Annotated in this window: 17 protein-coding genes; 7 read left to right on the top strand and 10 right to left on the bottom strand. The window is 71.3% G+C overall.

Translation table 11 applies throughout. The features are described 5' to 3' along the window. The first annotated feature begins 17 nt into the window (after positions 1-17). Positions 18-599, top strand: coding sequence for a TetR/AcrR family transcriptional regulator (locus tag AC07DF_RS20785; RefSeq protein WP_478973135.1), 582 nt, complete (start codon positions 18-20; stop codon positions 597-599). Between the two features lie 88 nt (positions 600-687). On the opposite strand, the gene AC07DF_RS20780 is transcribed toward AC07DF_RS20785, so the two are convergent. From AC07DF_RS20780 to AC07DF_RS20745, 8 genes are all read right to left on the bottom strand, one after another. After that, positions 688-1,887: a TerD family protein gene (locus tag AC07DF_RS20780; protein WP_478974605.1), complete on the bottom strand. Its 1,200-nt coding sequence runs from the start codon at positions 1,885-1,887 to the stop codon at positions 688-690. A 64-nt stretch (positions 1,888-1,951) separates the two neighbouring features. Then, the gene (locus tag AC07DF_RS20775) at positions 1,952-2,173 is read right to left on the bottom strand and encodes a hypothetical protein (RefSeq protein WP_478973132.1); all 222 of its coding nucleotides are present in this window, start codon (positions 2,171-2,173) and stop codon (positions 1,952-1,954) included. Positions 2,174-2,409: 236 nt separating this feature from the next. After that, positions 2,410-3,399 carry a zinc-dependent alcohol dehydrogenase family protein gene (locus AC07DF_RS20770; protein WP_478973129.1) on the bottom strand — a complete coding sequence of 330 codons (990 nt, stop codon included), beginning with the start codon at positions 3,397-3,399 and terminating at the stop codon, positions 2,410-2,412. Then, positions 3,396-4,220, bottom strand: coding sequence for a carbohydrate ABC transporter permease (locus tag AC07DF_RS20765; RefSeq protein WP_382499678.1), 825 nt, complete (start codon positions 4,218-4,220; stop codon positions 3,396-3,398). The genes AC07DF_RS20770 and AC07DF_RS20765 overlap by 4 nt, the downstream gene beginning before the upstream one ends. Beyond that, positions 4,217-5,158: a carbohydrate ABC transporter permease gene (locus AC07DF_RS20760; RefSeq protein ID WP_382499680.1), complete on the bottom strand. Its 942-nt coding sequence runs from the start codon at positions 5,156-5,158 to the stop codon at positions 4,217-4,219. The genes AC07DF_RS20765 and AC07DF_RS20760 overlap by 4 nt, the downstream gene beginning before the upstream one ends. Then, positions 5,155-6,528 carry an ABC transporter substrate-binding protein gene (locus AC07DF_RS20755; protein WP_478973124.1) on the bottom strand — a complete coding sequence of 458 codons (1,374 nt, stop codon included), beginning with the start codon at positions 6,526-6,528 and terminating at the stop codon, positions 5,155-5,157. The genes AC07DF_RS20760 and AC07DF_RS20755 overlap by 4 nt, the downstream gene beginning before the upstream one ends. An 82-nt stretch (positions 6,529-6,610) precedes the next feature. Further along, complete coding sequence (locus tag AC07DF_RS20750) at positions 6,611-7,378, bottom strand: DeoR/GlpR family DNA-binding transcription regulator (RefSeq protein WP_478973121.1); 768 nt, start codon at positions 7,376-7,378, stop codon at positions 6,611-6,613. A 289-nt stretch (positions 7,379-7,667) separates the two neighbouring features. Next, positions 7,668-8,477, bottom strand: coding sequence for an NAD-dependent epimerase/dehydratase family protein (locus AC07DF_RS20745; RefSeq protein ID WP_478973118.1), 810 nt, complete (start codon positions 8,475-8,477; stop codon positions 7,668-7,670). A gap of 223 nt (positions 8,478-8,700) precedes the next feature. On the opposite strand from AC07DF_RS20745, the gene AC07DF_RS20740 reads away from it, so the two are divergent. Continuing rightward, positions 8,701-9,642 carry a 5-dehydro-4-deoxyglucarate dehydratase gene (locus AC07DF_RS20740; RefSeq protein WP_478973115.1) on the top strand — a complete coding sequence of 314 codons (942 nt, stop codon included), beginning with the start codon at positions 8,701-8,703 and terminating at the stop codon, positions 9,640-9,642. Next, complete coding sequence (locus AC07DF_RS20735; protein ID WP_478973112.1) at positions 9,639-10,805, top strand: hypothetical protein; 1,167 nt, start codon at positions 9,639-9,641, stop codon at positions 10,803-10,805. Before AC07DF_RS20740 ends, AC07DF_RS20735 begins: the two co-directional genes overlap by 4 nt. 34 nt (positions 10,806-10,839) lie before the next feature. Here the strand turns inward: AC07DF_RS20735 and AC07DF_RS20730 are convergent, their stop codons facing one another. After that, positions 10,840-12,078, bottom strand: a complete 1,239-nt coding sequence (locus tag AC07DF_RS20730) for an MFS transporter (RefSeq protein WP_478973109.1) — start codon at positions 12,076-12,078, stop codon at positions 10,840-10,842. Positions 12,079-12,150: 72 nt separating this feature from the next. Beyond that, a complete protein-coding gene (locus tag AC07DF_RS20725) occupies positions 12,151-12,606 on the bottom strand; it encodes an SRPBCC family protein (RefSeq protein ID WP_478973107.1) in 456 nt (151 codons plus the stop codon). Between the two features lie 143 nt (positions 12,607-12,749). Here AC07DF_RS20725 and AC07DF_RS20720 point away from each other — a divergent pair, with 143 nt between their 5' ends. From AC07DF_RS20720 to araD, 4 genes are all read left to right on the top strand, one after another. After that, positions 12,750-13,352, top strand: coding sequence for a TIGR03086 family metal-binding protein (locus AC07DF_RS20720; RefSeq protein WP_478973104.1), 603 nt, complete (start codon positions 12,750-12,752; stop codon positions 13,350-13,352). A 136-nt stretch (positions 13,353-13,488) separates the two neighbouring features. After that, positions 13,489-14,148: a GntR family transcriptional regulator gene (locus AC07DF_RS20715; protein ID WP_478973102.1), complete on the top strand. Its 660-nt coding sequence runs from the start codon at positions 13,489-13,491 to the stop codon at positions 14,146-14,148. Continuing rightward, entirely contained in the window at positions 14,145-15,056 is a 912-nt protein-coding gene (locus tag AC07DF_RS20710; RefSeq protein WP_478973099.1) for a dihydrodipicolinate synthase family protein, read from the top strand. Before AC07DF_RS20715 ends, AC07DF_RS20710 begins: the two co-directional genes overlap by 4 nt. Next, on the top strand, positions 15,053-16,783 hold the full coding sequence (gene araD / locus AC07DF_RS20705) for an L-arabinonate dehydratase (RefSeq protein WP_478973096.1): 1,731 nt from the start codon (positions 15,053-15,055) through the stop codon (positions 16,781-16,783). Before AC07DF_RS20710 ends, araD begins: the two co-directional genes overlap by 4 nt. The last annotated feature ends 60 nt before the right edge of the window (positions 16,784-16,843 follow it).

Here is a 16,843-nt window from a genome sequence, read left to right as displayed (position 1 = left end):
TTCTGCAGGGAGTGACTGTGGCGCAGGTCCGGCCCATGCGCGCGGACGCCCGGCGTAACTACGAGCGGTTGCTGGAGGCGGCCGGGGAGGCCTTCGCCGCGCATGGGGAGAGCGCGTCGCTCGACGACATCGCGAAGCGGGCCGGGGTGGGCTCCGGCACGCTGTACCGGCACTTCCCGACCCGGCACGCGCTGCTGGAGGCCGTGTACCTCGACCGTATCGAGGCGATCGCGGCCCGGGCGGATGCGCTGGCGGCCGAGCTGCCGCCGGGTGAGGCGCTGGTGGAGTGGCTGTACGAACTGGGCGCCGGGCTGATCGAGGTGCGCGGCCTCAAGGCGCTGCTGGGCCCGGCCGTCACGGACACCGGCTCTCCTGTGGGGACGGCCTGCGGCGACTCGGTGAAGGGCGCGGCGGAGCGGCTGGTCGGGGCGGCGCGGGAGGCAGGTGCGCTGCGGGGGGATGTCGAGCCGATCGATGTCCTGCGGCTGGTCCATGGGGTCGCCGCGGCGGCGGAGCTGGCGGATGCGGAGTGTGGGTATGTGCGGCGGTATCTGATGCTGTTGGTGGAGGGGTTGCGGTCGCCTTCCCGGGCGCCGTAGGGGTGCGGGAGTTTTTGCGGGGTGCGGGAGGTGTGGGGCTTGTCGCGCAGTTCCCCGCGCCCCTGAAGGGGCGCGGGGAACTGGTTGTCTACAAGGCCTGGGCTGCCGGCTTGACCATGCCCCTGACCGTGCGGGACTTCACGAAGTCGCCCATCGCCGTCATGTCCCACTCGCCGGAGAACTGGCGGATCAGCTTGGCCATCATCACGCCGGTCTGCGGCTCGGCGCTGGTGAGGTCGAAGCGGACCAGTTCCTCGCCCGTCGTGCCGTCCAGGAGGCGGCAGTAGGCCTTGGCGACCTCCGTGAACTTCTGGCCGGAGAAGGAGTTGACCGTGAAGACCAGGCCGGTGACCTCCTGTGGCAGCCGGCCGAGGTCGACCATGATCACCTCGTCGTCCCCGCCGCCCTCACCCGTGAGGTTGTCGCCGGAGTGCCGGATCGCGCCGCCCACGATCTGGAGCTTGCCGAAGTAGCAGCTGTCGATGTGGTTGCGCTGCGGCCCGTAGGCGATGACCGAGGCGTCGAGGTCGATGTCCTTGCCGCGGTACGCCGGCTCCCAGCCGAGGCCCATCTTGACCGAGGAGAGCAGGGGGCGGCCGCCCTTGACGAGGGAGACGGTCTGGTTCTTCTGGAGGCTGACGCGGCCCTTGTCGAGGTTGATCTTCCCGGTGCCGGGCGCGGGCGGGGGAGGCGTGGCAGGGGCCGGGGGTGCCGCGGGGGTGGAGACGGGTGGGGCCACGGGCGGCTGCGTCGGGGCCGGCGGCGGCGTGACCGGCTGGGCCGGGGCGGCGGCCGGTTCCTCCACCGTCACACCGAAGTCCGTGGCGATGCCGGCGAGACCGTTGGCGTATCCCTGGCCGACCGCGCGGGCCTTCCACTGGCCGCCCCGCAGATAGATCTCCACGATCACCAGGGCCGTCTCGCTGCCGAGCTGCGGAGGCGTGAACGACGCCAGGACGGAGCTGTCGTCCGCGTTGCGGATCGTGGCGGTCGGTTCGACGCCCTGGAAGGTCTGGCCCGCGGCATCCGGGCTGGCGGTGACGATGATCTTCTCGATGCCGGGGGGCACGGCCGCTGTGTCGACCGTGATCGCGTCGGGCGCGGTGCCGCCGCCGGAGCGGTACGTCACGCCCGGGCCCGACGGCTGGTTGTAGAAGATGAAGTCGTCGTCGGAGCGCACCTTGCCGTCGGCGGTGAGCAGCAGGCCCGATACGTCGAGCCGCACCGGGGCGGCGACGTCCACCGTCACGCGGGCGGCGGACAGGGGAATGTTCGAGCCGGGGGTCATAGCTGTCATGCCGGGTGAACGAGCGAGGCGGTTTTGCCGTTCCCTTACCTTGAGCCCAATCGGGTCAGCGGCGATTGCGGGGATGGCCGCGCGCGGTGCGTTCGTTGCCCCGCTTGTAGTTGCCGGTCCAGCGGGCCATGACGAGCTGGGGGTCGGAGGCCTCGACCTCGGTGAGGAACCGCGCGGCCCGGGGACCGTTCAGGGTGGTGGCGGGGCGGCCGTGGTGGGTGATGCGGACGGTTGTGCCGCTGTGCTGCTCGTAGCTGAATCCGTGGGGTTGTGGCATGCCGCGAGGTTATGGGGCGGGAGGCGGGCACTCCCAGCGAATTTCGCAGGCAGCCATTGATAGGCGCTCCGCTATCAATCCGTCGAAAATCGGAATCAGGGGGATGTTCCCCCGGGTGGTCCGGCTGCACAAGACTGGCGCGGAAGGATCTTGCATCGCGGGCCGTGTTCGGGGGACGCGTGGGGTGCGGCCGGAGGGGGCCGCACCCCACGCGCGGTTCGGTCCGTGAGTCCTGGCTACGGCACCACGACGATCTTCCGGCCCACACCGGACGCGAACTGCTCCAGCGCCTGCGGGTACCGCTCCAGCGGGATGCGGTCGCTGATGAAGACCTCCGGGTCCAGCACCCCGTTCGCGAACAGCTCCGCCGCCCGCTCGAAGCTGTGCAGCACCGCCATCGAGCCCGTGATGGTGATCTCCTGGTTGTAGATGCGGTACGGGTCGATCGTCACGCGGGTCGCGTAGTCGGCCACGCCGAACTGCAGGAACGTGCCCGCCTTCGCCACCCGGTCCAGGCCGTCCTGGATCGCCGCCGCGTTGCCCGTGGCGTCGACGACCAGGTCCCAGCCCTGCGGCCGATCCAGCTCGTCGGGGTTCGCCGCCGACGCCGAGACGCCGAGGCGGCGGGCCGTCTCCAGGCGGTCCGGGTTCACGTCGACGACGTCCACGCTCGCCGCGCCCGTGCGCTTGGCCAGTTCCAGCATCATCAGGCCCATCGTTCCGGAGCCGTAGATCAGGACGTGCGCGCCGAGGCGGGACTGGAGGACGTCGTAGCCGCGTACCGCGCAGGACAGCGGCTCCACGAGGGCCGCGTCCTGGGTGCGGACGTGCTCCGGGAGCTTCACGCAGTTCGCCACCGGGGCCACCGCGAACTGCGCGGCGCCGCCCGCCGTGGTCACGCCGATCGCCGCCCAGCGCTCGCAGAGGTTGTTGTGGCCCGTACGGCAGTAGCGGCACTCGTAGCAGTAGAGCGAAGGGTCGACCGCCACCCGGTCGCCCACCGAGACCTCGGTGACCTGGGTGCCGACCCCGACCACCTGCCCCGCGAACTCGTGCCCGGGCACGATCGGCAGTTCCGGGGCGAACTCGCCCTGGAGGATGTGCAGGTCGGTGCCGCACAGCCCGCAGGCCGCGACCTCGACGACGACCTCGCGCGGCCCTGGCGTCGGGTCCGGGACCTCGGCGACGACGGCCTTGCCCACGGACTCGATGACGGCGGCCTTCATTTCACGGCTCCCAACGACAGGCCCTGGACCAGCTTGTCCTGGGCGGCGAACCCCGCGGCGAGCACCGGCAGGGAGATGACGAGCGACGCGGCGCACACCTTCGCCAGGAACAGGCCCTGGCTGGTGATGAAGCCGGTCAGGAAGACGGGGGCGGTCTCGGCGACGACGCCGGTCAGCACCCGTGCGAAGAGCAGCTCGTTCCAGCTGAAGATGAAGCAGATGAGGGAGGTCGCGGCGATGCCGGGCAGGGCGATCGGGGCGACCACGCGGGCGAGGACGGTCGGCAGTCTGGCCCCGTCCACCTTCGCCGCCTCGATCACCGCGACCGGGATCTCGGCGAGGAAGGACTGCATCATCCACACCGCGATCGGCAGGTTCATGGACGTGTAGAGGATGACCAGCAGCCAGATGTTGTCGAGCATCCCGGCGTTCTTCGCGAACAGGTAGATCGGCAGCAGGCCCGCCACCACCGGCAGCATCTTCGTGGAGAGGAAGAAGAACAGGACGTCCGTCCACTTGCGGACGCGGTTGATCGACAGCGCGTACGCGGCCGGGAAGGCCAGCAGCAGCACCAGCAGGGTCGAGGCCAGCGACGCGACCGCCGAGTTGATCAGCGCCGGCCAGGGGCTCGCGCCGCCGCCCGCGCCGAAGAACTCGCGGTAGCCGTCCAGCGTCAGGGAGGCGGCGAAGGAGGGCGGGTTGGTGGCCGCGTCGGCTTCCGAGTGGAGGGACGTCAGGGCCATCCAGGCGATGGGCAGGAAGAACACGATCCCGGCCAGCCAGGCCATGAGGCCCATGCTGTTGCGGCGAACGACGTTCATGCGCGGGACACCTCCTCGCGGAACAGGGACGACACCACGCGCAGGGCGAAGGTCGCGATGATGATCGAGCCGATGACGACCAGGACGCCCGCGGCCGAGGCGAGGCCGTTCTCGTGGGCCTGGTAGAAGCTCTGGTAGACGGTGTAGGGGAGGTTGGCGGTGCCGAGGCCGCCGGACGTGATCGTGAAGACCGCGTCGAAGTTCTGGACGATGTAGATCGAGCCCAGCAGGGCGCCCAGTTCGAGGTAGCGGCGCAGATGCGGGAGCGTCAGATGGACGAAGATCTGCCAGTCGCTCGCGCCGTCGACCCGGGCCGCCTCGATCTGCTCCTGGTCGCGGCTCTGCAGGCCGGCGAGCAGGATCAGCATCATGAACGGCGTCCACTGCCAGACGAGGGAGGCCTCGACCGCCAGCAGCGGGGTGTTGGAGATCCAGTCGGGCTGTGGACCGCCCACATAGTGCAACAACCCATTGAGCAGGCCGTATTCAGGGTTGTAGAGCACATGCTTCCAGAGCAGGGCCGCCGCCACCGGGACCACCAGGAACGGTGCGATCAGCAGGGTGCGGACGATGCCCCGGCCCCGGAACCTCCGGTCCAGCAGCAGGGCGAGGACGAGTCCCAGCACCAGGCTGGCCAGGACCACCGCCACCGTCAGCAGCACGGTCGTCCACACCGAGTGGCGCAGGTCCGCGTCGGTGAGGACCTCCTGGTAGTTGTCGAGGCCGGTGAAGTGCCGGGCGTCGGGATAGAGGGCGTTCCAGTCGAAGAAGGAGATCACCAGCGTGGCCACGAAGGGCAGCTGGGTGACGACGACCATGAAGATCAGGGCGGGGAGCAGCGGGGCCCGGGTGGCCCACGCGCGCAGCCGGGCGGAGGGCCGGCGGACGGGGTTGCGTATCTCGGGGGAGGCCACGGGGGCCGTTGTCGTGGCGGTCATCGTCCCTCGTACTCCTCGGAGATCTTCTCGGCGAGCGCCTGAGACTTCTTCAGGGCCGACTCGACGGACTGGCGTCCGGCGATGGCCGCGCTGATCTCCTGGGAGACCTTGGTGCCGAGGTCGGTGAACTCGGGGATGCCGACGAACTGGATACCGGGCGCGGGGCGCGGCTGCACGCCGGGATCGTCGGGCCGGGCCCCCTCGATGGCCTCCCTGGTCATCTCCTGGAAGGCGGCGGCCTCGTTGCGGTAGTCGGCGTTGGCGTAGGTCGACGCCCGCTTGCCGGCCGGGACGTCGGCCCATCCGACCTGGTCGCCGACGAGTTCCTCGTAGCCCTTGCCGGACGCCCAGGAGACGAACTTCCAGGCGTGGTCCGGGTTGCGGGAGGACTTCTGGATGCCCCAGGCCCAGGTGTAGAGCCAGCCGGACGACTTCGTCTTCTCGACCGGGGCGGGGGCGTAGCCGACCTTGCCCTTGACCGGGGAGTTCGCCGCCTCCAGGGATCCGGCCGCGGAGGTGGCGTCGTACCACATGGCGACCTTGCCCTGCGTCATGTTGTTCAGGCACTCGGCGAAGCCGGACTGGGCGGCGCCGGACTCGCCGTGCTCGCGCACCAGGTCGACATAGAACTTCGTCGCCTTCTCGAAGGCCGGTGAGTCGAGCCGCGCCTTCCAGTTCTTGTCGAACCAGGTGCCGCCGAAGGTGTTCACGACCGTCGTCAGGGGCGCCATCACCTCGCCCCAGCCGGGCAGGCCGCGCAGGCAGATGCCCTTCATGCCGGGCTCGGCGCCGTCGGCCTTCGCCGCGAGGTCCGCCACCTGCTGCCAGGTGGGGTGCGCGGGCATCGTCAGGCCCTGCTTCTCGAACACGTCCTTGCGGTACATCAGGAAGGACGACTCGCCGTAGAAGGGCTGGCCGTAGAGCTTGCCGTCCTCCGCGGTGAGGGACTGGCGCATCGGCTTCAGGACGTCCTGCTCGTCGTAGGCGGGGTCCTTCGCGACGTAGCCGTTCATCTCGTGCAGCCAGCCGTTGCGGGCGTAGATCGGTATCTCGTAGTTGGACAGGGTGGCGACGTCGTACTGGCCGGCCTGGTTGGCGAAGTCCTGGCTGATCTTGTCGCGGACGTCGTTCTCGGGCAGGACCGTGAAGTTGACCTTGATGCCCGTCTCTTTGGTGAAGTGGGCGCGGGTCAGCTTCTGCAGCTCGACCATCTGGGGATTGTTGACCATGAGGACGTTGATGGCGTCGCCGCCGGATCCGGCCCCGCCCGCGCCGACCCAGCAGCCGGAGAGCAGCGGGGCGAGCAGCGTCCCTGCGGCGGCCGCGGCGAGCGTGGCTCGCGGTGGCCGTCGTCGGCTCTGGGTTCGCATGGATCGCTCCTGGATATATGGGGAGATAAGGGGCAGCACAAGGCGTGACCGCGCCCGCTGGGGGACGAGGGTCGGTGTGGTGTCAGACCCGGATGACCTGGGGTCCGAGCAGTGAGTAGCGGTGGGCTTCGGCCGTCGGCAGCAGCGTGCTCGTCACGATCGTCTCCAGCGCGCCGACCTCGGCGAACCGGCAGAAGCTGACCGCTCCGAACTTGGTGTGCACGCCCGCGAAGACCGTGCGGCGGGCGGCCCGGATCGCCTGCGTCTTGACCTCGCTGACGGCCGGGTCGGGGGTGGTGAGGCCGTGTTCGCGGGAGATGCCGTTGGCGCCGATGAACGCCAGGTCGACGACGAAGCCGGCCAGCATCTTCGTCGTCCAGTGGTCGACGGTGGCGAGGGTGCCGGAGCGGACCCGGCCGCCGAGCAGCAGGACGGAGACGGTGTCGGTCCCGGCGAGCGCGCCCGCGACCGGCAGGGACGCGGTGACCACGGTCAGCGGACGGTCCCTGGGGAGTGCCTCGGCGATGAGCTGCGGGGTGAAGCCCTCGTCGACGAAGACGGTCTCGGCATCCCCGAGCAGCTCGGCCGCGGCGGCCGCGATCCGGCGCTTCTCGGGGACGTGGCTGGTGGCCCGGAAGGCGAGGGTCGTCTCGAAGCCGGCGCTCTCCACGGGGTAGGCACCGCCATGGGTGCGGCGGAGCAGGCCGTGGTCCTCCAGGACGCGCAGATCCCGCCGCACGGTCTCCTTGGCCACGCCCAGCTCGGAGGCGAGGGCGGTGACGTCGACAGCGCCGTCACGCCGTGCGACGAGCACGATCTCGCGCTGACGTTCTTCCGCGGTTCTGTTCATGGCCGTCACCCGCCTCCTGCTGTGCTGCCCGTTCGGGCCCTCGGTCGGGCCATGGGGGAAGTTCTACAGCGGGTGTTCCGTGGTGGCCAGGTCTGTTGCGGGAGCGATCCTGCCCGTCTGTGCCCGTTCGGTCTTCTGTTCGCGCGGTGAGAGGTGGGGAGGTCGTGGCTGTGTGTGGGCGCGTCGTGGCTGGTCGCGCGGTTCCCCGCGCCCCTGGCGGCGTTGCCCGAATGCCCGAGCGGGCGGGTCCGTTCTCTGCCCGCCCGCCTCCGGAGGTGGTGCCTTCCGGTCAGTACGGCCAGATCGGCGGGTCCGTCACGAACGGGCCGCCGAGGTAGGCGTGGGCCTCGTTGCCGTCCCGCAGCTCGCCCTGCTCGGCGATCAGCTTCTCGGCGAAGGGCTCGGAGTCGTCCTGGGGGTCGTAGCCGAGCGCCCGTGCCGTGGTGAGGTCCCACCAGAGCCGGGTGTTGGCGGAGGAGCCGTAGACGACGGTGTGGCCGACGTTCTCGGCGGTCAGGGTCGCGTGGAAGAGGCGGGCGCCGTCGGCAGGGCTCATCCACACCGACAGCATGCGGACGCTGGTCGGCTCGGCGAAGCAGGAGCCGATGCGCACCGAGACCGTCTCGATCCCGTGCTTGTCCCAGTAGAACTGCGCGAGGTCCTCGCCGAAGGACTTGGACAGGCCGTAGAAGGTGTCCGGGCGGTGCGGGGTGTCGATGGGGATGAGCGGGTCGGAGCCCTGGGGGCGCGGGGTGTAGCCGACCGCGTGGTTGGAGGAGGCGAAGACGATCCGGCCGACGCCCTCCTCGCGGGCGGCCTCGTACAGGTGGTAGGTGCCCTCGATGTTCGCCTTGAGGATCTTCTCGAAGGGGGCTTCCAGGGAGATGCCCGCGAGGTGGATGATCGCGTCGACGCCCCGGACGGCCTCGCGCAGGGCGTCCTTGTCGCCGAGGTCGGCGACGATCGCGTCCGGCGCGTCCTCGATCGGGCGCAGGTCGAGCAGGCGCAGCTCGTAGCCGTAGTCCGGGAGCAGGTCCCGCATCAGCGTGCCGAGGCCGCCGGCGGCGCCGGTGAGCAGAACGGTGCGGGGAGCGGGCATCCTCGGTTCTCCTTGAACGGTCCACCGTGTACATGGGCGCACGGCATTCATATTCGTGGACACGCTATGGAGCCGGGGTGGAGCCCGTCAAGTAGGTCGCGGGAGCGGCGAATCCGCTGGTGCGTCGCGGGTTCGCACGCTTGACCGGCGCCAAGGGGGCGCCTTAGCGTGGAGCTGTTCAGAAATATAGACGCCAATCATGAATATGGAACCGGGAGAGCTCGTGACGTCAGCCCCTCTCGCCGCTCGACTCAGCCTTCCCAGCGGGCCGCTGTTCTTCCCGGTCACCGCGTACGGCCCCGACGGCTCCGTGGACCTCGACGCCTACCGCACGCATGTGCGCCGCGGGGTCGAGGCCGGGGCCGCCGCCGTGTTCGCCTGCTGCGGCACCGGCGAGTTCCACGCGCTCACACCCGAGGAGTTCGAACGGTGCGTCCGGGCGGCCGTCGAGGCGGCCGAAGGACGGGTGCCGGTCGTCGCGGGCGCCGGGTACGGCACCGCGCTCGCCGTGCGCTACGCCCGCCTCGCCGAGGCCGCCGGGGCGGACGGGCTGCTCGCCATGCCGCCCTACCTCGTCGTCGCCGGGCAGGAGGGGCTGCTGCGGCACTACCGGGAGGTGGCCGCCGCGACCTCCCTGCCCGTCGTCGTCTACCAGCGCGACAACGCTGTCTTCACCCCGGAGACCGTCGTCGAACTGGCCCGCACGGAGGGGATCATCGGCCTCAAGGACGGGCTCGGCGACCTCGACCTGATGCAGCGCGTCATCAGCGCCGTGCGCTCGGAGGTCCCGGGCGACTTCCTGTACTTCAACGGCCTGCCGACCGCCGAGCAGACCCAGCTCGCCTACCGCGCCCTCGGCGTCACGCTCTACTCCTCCGCCGTGTTCTGCTTCGCCCCCGAGCTCGCCCTCGCCTTCCACCAGGCCCTCGCCGACGGCGACGAACGGACCGTGGAGAAGCTGCTCGACGGCTTCTTCCGCCCGTTCGTCGAACTGCGCGCCCAGGGCCGCGGCTACGCCGTCGCGCTCGTCAAGGCCGGTGTACGGCTGCGCGGCCTCGAGGTGGGCGAGGTACGGCCCCCGCTGCACGAGCCGACCGAGGATCATGTCAAGCAGCTCGCCGAACTGATCGAACGCGGCTACGCGCTGCTGGAGGAGGCCAAGTGAAGGCGTCGGCATTCGTCTACCCCTGGGACGTCAACGGGGATCCGGAGGCGCCCGCGCGGATCGCCGCGCTCGGCGTGGAGCAGGTGACGCTCGCCGCGGCCTACCACTCCACCCGCGCCCTCACGCCCCGCCACCCGCGCCACCGCATCGTCACCGCCGAGCACGCCGCCGTGCTCTACCCGGCGGACGACCGCTGGGCGGGGCGGGAGCTGCGCCCCTACGCGGCCGGTGCCTGGGCCCCCGGGGACGCCTTCGGCGAGGCCGCGGTCGCTCTCGCGGACGCCGGCCTGGAGGTGCACACCTGGGTCGTCCTCGCGCACAACTCCCGCCTCGGCGCCGAGCATCCGGACACCTCGGTCGTCAACGCCTACGGCGACCGCTACCCCTGGGCGCCGTGCATCACCCAGCCCGCCACGCGCGCGTACCTGACCGATCTGGCGGCGGAGGCGGCCGTACGGCCCGGGGCGCGGGGCACCGAGCTGGAGTCCCTCGGCTGGTACGGCCTGCAGCATCTGCACGCCCACGACAAGACCGGCGGCGTCGGCCTCGGGGACGCCGGGCAGTACCTGATGGCGCTGTGCTTCTGCCCGTCCTGCCGGGAGGGCTACGGCCGGCACGGCCTGGACGCCGACGAGCTGGCCGCCGCCGTACGCACCGCGCTGGAGCCGGTCTGGCAGGGGGTGGCGCCCTCCGACGGGGGCTGGCCGGGCATCGAGAAGCTCCTCGGCGAGACCCTCGCGAGCACCACGCGCGCGTACCGGGACGAAACCGCCCGCACACTTCAGGAACAGGCGGTCGCGGCGGTCCGGGCGGCCGCCCCCGACGGCTTCCAGGTGCTGCTGCACGCGGACCCGGTGTCCTACCACGTCGGCGCCAACCCCGGCGTCGACCCGGCGCACATCCTGTCCGTCGCGGACGGCGTGGTCGTGCCCTGCGCGGGCGGCACCGGCACCCTGACGCCGTTCGCGAGCCAGGGCACGGAGGGCGCCGTCATCGCCGCCAACTTCCCCGTCGTCTCGGGCATGGGCGGCAGTCCTGACACCCTCGCCGACGACGTGGCCGAGGCCCGTCGGCTCGGTGCCACGGAACTGCGGCTGTATCACGCGGGGTTGGCGTCGGACGGTGACCTCGAGGCGGTCAGTGCCGTGCTCGCGGATCGCTAGCAGCCGGGGTGCCCGGGTGGCTCGGTTCCAGTGGTCAGGCCGGGTCGGTGTCCGACTGTGACCGCGAGGCGGTCGGCTCGGTCCGCGCCGGGCGCTGAAGCAGCGGGGTCGCCGTCGCCAGCAGGGCGGCACCCAGGGCTACCAGCACCAGCCGGTGGCCGGTCAGCTCGACCAGGGCCGCTCCGGTGGCCAGTCCGATCACGTTCGGGGCGTACACCAGCGTGTTGGCCGTGGCGGTGACCCGGCCGAGCAGCGGGCCGGGGGTCTCGCGCTGCACCGAGGTCAGGGCGGCGATCAGTACGGCGGGCAGGCCCGCGCCGATCCCCGCGCCGCACATCAGCGCCAGCGGGTCGGACGGCACCGCCCGCAGGGCCACCGCTACGGCCAGCAGGGCGATGCCGTACGCCGCGAAGCGCCGCTCGCCCAGGCGGCGCAGGGCCGCGCCGGACAGCAGGCCCACCGCGACCGACCCGGCGCCCTGCACGGCGTACAGCACACCGGCGTACGCGGGGGAGTGCCCGAGGTCGTCGACGACGGCGTAGATCATCGCCCCGTTCACTCCGGCACACAGCATGGTCGCGCCGCCCGCCAGGACCAGGGGGCGCAGTACGGGGTGCGCCCACAGGTGGCGGGCGCCCTCGGCGGTCCGCTTCCGCCGGCTTCCGGTGGGCGGCCCGGGTCGCTCCTCCCGCACCCGCAGCAGCGCGTACAGCCCCGTGGCCAGCACGAACGTCGCCGCGTCCAGGAGGGCGACGCCCGCACCGCCGTACGCCGCGTACAGGCCCGCGCCCGCCAGCGGGGCCAGGAGTTTCATGCCCTCGTTGGCCGTCATGCGCAGGCCGTTGAAGTCGCCGAGCAGGGCCGGGTCGACGGCGGTCGCCACGAGCGCCGACTCGGCCGCGTCATGGACGACGCCCGCCGCGCCGTAGAGGAACAGCACCGCGTACAGCAGCCACAGGTCGCCCGGGGCGTCGACGCTCACGAGGGTGAGCAGGACGGCGCCCAGGAGCACGTTCACGCCGATCAGCAGCGGCTTGCGGCGGCCCCTGTCGGCAAGTCCGCCCAGCAGCGGGCCGGCCAGGGTCGGCAGCCACATGGCGAGCATGCACAGCGCGGCCAGGCCGTCCGAGCCGGTGAGGTCCTTGACCCATACGCCGGACGCCAGCCACAGGGCCGAGGTGCCGAAGCCGGAGACCACCACCGAGGAGAGGCAGAGCCCCGCGTCGCGGTCGCGCAGCACGCGTACGAGAGGCCAGGTCGTCTTGGTCGTCATGCCTGGCCATCGTGGGACTAAGGACCGGGCGGAGGGATCGGGAGGGTGCCCTAATTCCCGTGTGGGAAGTGATCAGTCCCAGCGGGAGGCGAGCATGTCCCCGAGCTTGCCGAGGCCCTCGGTCCAGCCTTCCTCGTGGAGGGCCCGCCGCCGCTCCGTGGCGAAGTCGCCCTGGTCGAGGATGAGCCGGGACTGTCCGACGCCGGTGTCGTGCAGCGACAGGGTCACCACCGTCTCCCGGTCCTCGGGATCGGGATCCTCCCAGCGGAAGGTGTACGCCAGGCCTACCGGGGGATCGACGTCGATGTATTCACCCACCAGGTAGAACAGCTCGCCTTCCGGGGGCTGCATCGCGATCCGGTAGGCACCGCCCGGGCGGAGGTCGATCTCCACACTCGGGATGCTGAACCCGTCCGGGCCCCACCAGCGAGCCACTTCCAGGGGGTCGGTCAGCTCCCGGAACACGCGCGTGGGCTCATCCGCCAGCTCGCGCTCCAGATGCACTCTCAGCTCGCCCTCCTGCGCCATCACGCACCACCTGTCACTGAAGGCGCCTGGAATAACCCCTATGCGCATTTTAGGTCGGCCGGCCATGGGCCACGATTCCGAAGCGATGAGTTCCGTGGCCGGTGCCGGTCTACCTCTCAGGACCGGAACCAGAGGAGCAGCCGATGACCGACACGACCCCGACCCCGACCCCCGACCTCGGACCGCAGGCGACGGTCGTGGCACGCCTGGCCGAGGGCGTCACCGACGAGCAGTTGAAGGACCCGACGCCCTGCCCGGAGTACGCGGTGCGCCATGTACTGGCCCACCTGGCCGGGCTCGCCGTCGCCTTCCGTGACGCCGGCCGCAAGGACCTGGGCGTCACGACCGACACCAGCCCGGGCTCCACCCTGCCCGAGCTGGGGGCCGGCTGGCGCGAGGAGCTGCCCAAGGTGCTCGGCGAGATGGCCGAGGCCTGGCGGGACCCGGCCGCGTGGTCCGGTATGACCCGCGCCGGAAGCGTGGACATGCCCGGCGAGATCGCGGGCCTGGTCGCGACCGACGAGCTGGTCATCCACGGCTGGGACCTGGCCCGGGCGACCGGTCAGCCCTACGCCCCCGACCCGGCCGCGCTCCAGGCGTGCCACGGCTTCCTCGAGGCGGCCGCCGACGACCCCGGCCGGGGCGAGATCTTCGGACCCGTCGTCCGCGTGGAGGCCGACGCCCCGCTGCTGGCCAGGGCGGTGGGACTGAGCGGGCGGGACCCGGGGTGGGCCCCCAGGGCGTAGAAAGCGATTGCTACTTCCTCTGTCAGAAGCATTGACGAAACAAACGCGCCCCTCCTACCGTCATCGCGTCGTACTTCGTACGTCATATATGAGACGCGATACGTGAGATCCGATACGTGAGATCCGAGAGGCGCGCATGACCTCTGTGCCCACCCCGATCCCCTCCCGCACGCAGTTCGTGCTGGAGGGGATCAAGCACCGCATCCTCACCGGGCAGTTGACGCCGGGACAGGCGCTGGTCGAGACCGAGCTCGCCGCACAGTTCGGGGTATCGAAGACCCCGGTGCGCGAGGCCCTCAAGACCCTCGCCGGAACCGGTCTGGTCGTGATGAGCCAGTACAAGGGCGTCACGGTGCGCCTGGTGGACGCGGACATGGCGCGCGAGGTCTACGACGTACGGCTGCTGCTGGAACCCGAGGCGCTGAAGCGCGCCGTACAGCGCGGGGCCTCCCTGGACGCCGCCCGTGAGGCGCTGACCAGGGCCGACGCCGCCATCGACACCGCCGAACGCTCCCTCGCCAACCGGGAGTTCCACCGCGCCCTGTACCTGCCGTGCGGCAACCCGCTGCTCGGCCGGATGCTCGACGAGGTCCGCGACCAGGCCGCCCTGGTCTCCGCCGTCGCCTGGGCCGCCTCGCCTTCCTGGGAGCGCGAGGCCGGCGAGCACCGCGAGATCCTGCGGCTCGCCCTCGACGGCGACGCCGACGGCGCGGCCCGTGCCCTCCACTCCCACATCGCGTCCTTCGTGCGGCGTGCTTTCCCCGAGGCAGGACTGGAACAGGAAGGTCAGGAATGAGCAGCGTGGCGTTCGAGACCCAGCGGGCGGCCCTGGCCGACGTGGTGGCGATCCCGGTGACCCCGTTCGCCGAGGACGGCACCGTCGCCCGGGACACCTACCGGGCCCTGCTGCGCCGTCTGCTCGACGGCGGCATCACGACCCTCACCCCGAACGGCAACACCGGCGAGTTCTACGCCCTGACCCCCGAAGAGCGCCGTCTGGTCACCGAGTTGACCATGGACGAGGCCGGGGACCGGGCCGTCGTCCTGGTCGGGGTCGGCCATGACGTGCCCACCGCGGTTGACTCCGCCCGGCACGCCCGTGAGCTCGGCGCCCAGATGGTGATGGTCCACCAGCCCGTCCACCCGTACGTCTCCCAGGCCGGCTGGGTCGACTACCACCGTGCCGTCGCCGAGGCCGTGCCCGAGCTGGGCGTCGTCCCGTACGTCCGCAACCCGCAGCTCACCGGCGCCCGGCTCGCCGAACTCGCCGACGCCTGCCCGAACGTCATCGGCGTGAAGTACGCCGTCCCGGACGCCGCCAGGTTCGCGGCCTTCGCCCGGGACGCCGGTCTTGAGCGGTTCGTCTGGGTGGCGGGGCTCGCCGAGCCGTACGCCCCCTCCTACTTCTCCGCCGGCGCCACCGGCTTCACCTCGGGGCTCGTCAACGTCGCCCCCGCCGTCTCCCTGAACATGATCGAGGCGCTGCGCTCCGGCGACTACCCGGCCGCCATGAAGGTCTGGGAGCAGATCCGCCGCTTCGAGGAGCTGCGTGCCGACAGCGGCTCCGCCAACAACGTCACCGTCGTCAAGGAGGCCCTCGCCTCTCTCGGACTGTGCCGCCGCGAGGTCCGCCCGCCGAGCAAGCCGCTGCCGGAGAGCGAGCGGGCCGAGGTCGCCGCCATCGCCGCGGGGTGGTCGATATGACCGGCAGACTGCGTCCCGAGGAGCTCAGGAGCCATCAGTGGTACGGCGCCGAGGGCCAGCTTCGTACCTGGTCGCACAACGCCCGTATGCGCCAGCTCGGTTACGAGGCGGAGGAGTACCGGGGCCGCCCGGTGATCGCCGTCCTGAACACCTGGTCCGACATCAATCCCTGCCACGTCCATCTGCGCGAGCGCGCCGAGGCGGTCAAACGGGGCGTGTGGCAGGCCGGCGGCTTCCCGCTGGAGTTCCCGGTCGCCACGCTCTCCGAGACGTACCAGAAGCCGACCCCGATGCTCTACCGCAACCTGCTCGCGATGGAGACGGAGGAGCTGCTGCGGTCGTACCCGATCGACGCGGCGGTGCTGCTCGGCGGCTGCGACAAGTCGACACCCGCGCTGCTCATGGGTGCGGCCTCGGCCGACGTACCGGCGATCTTCGCGCCGGCGGGGCCGATGCTGCCGGGCCACTGGCGCGGTGAGACCCTCGGGTCCGGCACCGACATGTGGAAGTACTGGGACGAGCACCGCGCGGGCAACCTGACCGACTGCGAACTGAGGGAGCTGCAGGGCGGGCTGGCGCGTTCACCAGGTCACTGCATGACCATGGGGACCGCGTCGACGATGACCGCGGCGGCGGAAGCCCTCGGTATGACGCTGCCGGGCGCCTCCTCGATCCCGGCCGTCGACTCCGGGCACGAGCGGATGGCCGCCGCCTCCGGGCGCCGTGCCGTGGAGCTCGCCTGGACCGCGCTCAAGCCGTCCCGGATCCTCACCCGCGAGGCTTTCGAGGACGCCGTCACCACGGTGCTCGGGCTCGGCGGCTCCACCAACGCCGTCATCCACCTGATCGCGATGGCGGGGCGCTGCCGGGTCGAGCTCACCCTCGACGACTTCGACCACATCGCCCGCACCGTGCCGGTGCTGGCCAACGTCCGGCCCGGCGGACAGACGTACCTCATGGAGGACTTCTACTTCGCCGGTGGTCTGCCCGCCTTCCTCTCGCGGATCACCGACCTGCTGCACCTGGACCGGCCCACCGTCAACGGAACCCTGGGAGAGCAGATCGGGGACGCCGTCGTGCACGACGACGACGTCATCCGCAGCCGCGAGAACCCGGTCGCCGCCGAGGGCGGGGTCGCCGTGCTGCGCGGCAACCTCTGCCCCGACGGCGCCGTCATCAAGCACATCTCCGCCGAGCGCCACCTGCTCAAGCACACCGGCCCCGCCGTCGTCTTCGACGACTACAAGACGATGCAGCGCACCATCAACGACCCGTCGCTCGCCATCACCCCCGAGCACGTGCTCGTGCTGCGCAACGCCGGCCCCAAGGGCGGCCCGGGCATGCCCGAGTACGGGATGCTGCCGCTGCCCGACTACCTGCTCAAGCAGGGCGTCCGGGACATGGTCCGGATCTCCGACGCCCGGATGAGCGGCACGAGTTACGGCGCGTGCGTGCTGCACGTGGCACCCGAGTCGTACGTCGGCGGCCCGCTCGCCCTCGTCCGCACCGGCGACTCCATCACCCTCGACGTCGAGGCGCGCACCCTCCATCTCCACGTGGACGACGAGGAGCTGGAGCAGCGCCGGGCGGACTGGACACCGCCGCCCACCCGGTACGAGCGCGGCTACGGCGCGCTCTACAACGAGCAGATCACGCAGGCCGACACCGGCTGCGACTTCGAGTTCCTGGCAAGGCCGGGCAAGGCCCCGGATCCCTACGCGGGTTGACCGGTCCCACTTAGGGGCGCGGGGAACTGCGCGACAGAGCACAACGAGTCCGCACTCGCC

It is taken from the genome of Streptomyces sp. NPDC044719, assembly GCF_056433405.1.
This window is presented reverse-complemented; position numbering and strand designations above follow the sequence as displayed.

What these genes read in the sequence shown, in the direction of transcription:
- AC07DF_RS20770 (WP_478973129.1), bottom strand. Translation starts at nt 3,399, where the DNA reads ATGAAGGCCGCCGTCATCGAGTCCGTGGGCAAGGCCGTCGTCGCCGAG.
- AC07DF_RS20725 (WP_478973107.1), bottom strand. Translation starts at nt 12,606, where the DNA reads ATGGCGCAGGAGGGCGAGCTGAGAGTGCATCTGGAGCGCGAGCTGGCG.
- AC07DF_RS20720 (WP_478973104.1), top strand. Translation starts at nt 12,750, where the DNA reads ATGACCGACACGACCCCGACCCCGACCCCCGACCTCGGACCGCAGGCG.
- AC07DF_RS20710 (WP_478973099.1), top strand. Translation starts at nt 14,145, where the DNA reads ATGAGCAGCGTGGCGTTCGAGACCCAGCGGGCGGCCCTGGCCGACGTG.
- araD (WP_478973096.1), top strand. Translation starts at nt 15,053, where the DNA reads ATGACCGGCAGACTGCGTCCCGAGGAGCTCAGGAGCCATCAGTGGTAC.
- AC07DF_RS20775 (WP_478973132.1), bottom strand. Translation starts at nt 2,173, where the DNA reads ATGCCACAACCCCACGGATTCAGCTACGAGCAGCACAGCGGCACAACC.
- AC07DF_RS20715 (WP_478973102.1), top strand. Translation starts at nt 13,489, where the DNA reads ATGACCTCTGTGCCCACCCCGATCCCCTCCCGCACGCAGTTCGTGCTG.
- AC07DF_RS20780 (WP_478974605.1), bottom strand. Translation starts at nt 1,887, where the DNA reads ATGACCCCCGGCTCGAACATTCCCCTGTCCGCCGCCCGCGTGACGGTG.
- AC07DF_RS20730 (WP_478973109.1), bottom strand. Translation starts at nt 12,078, where the DNA reads ATGACGACCAAGACGACCTGGCCTCTCGTACGCGTGCTGCGCGACCGC.
- AC07DF_RS20765 (WP_382499678.1), bottom strand. Translation starts at nt 4,220, where the DNA reads ATGAACGTCGTTCGCCGCAACAGCATGGGCCTCATGGCCTGGCTGGCC.
- AC07DF_RS20755 (WP_478973124.1), bottom strand. Translation starts at nt 6,528, where the DNA reads ATGCGAACCCAGAGCCGACGACGGCCACCGCGAGCCACGCTCGCCGCG.
- AC07DF_RS20760 (WP_382499680.1), bottom strand. Translation starts at nt 5,158, where the DNA reads ATGACCGCCACGACAACGGCCCCCGTGGCCTCCCCCGAGATACGCAAC.
- AC07DF_RS20745 (WP_478973118.1), bottom strand. Translation starts at nt 8,477, where the DNA reads ATGCCCGCTCCCCGCACCGTTCTGCTCACCGGCGCCGCCGGCGGCCTC.
- AC07DF_RS20750 (WP_478973121.1), bottom strand. Translation starts at nt 7,378, where the DNA reads ATGAACAGAACCGCGGAAGAACGTCAGCGCGAGATCGTGCTCGTCGCA.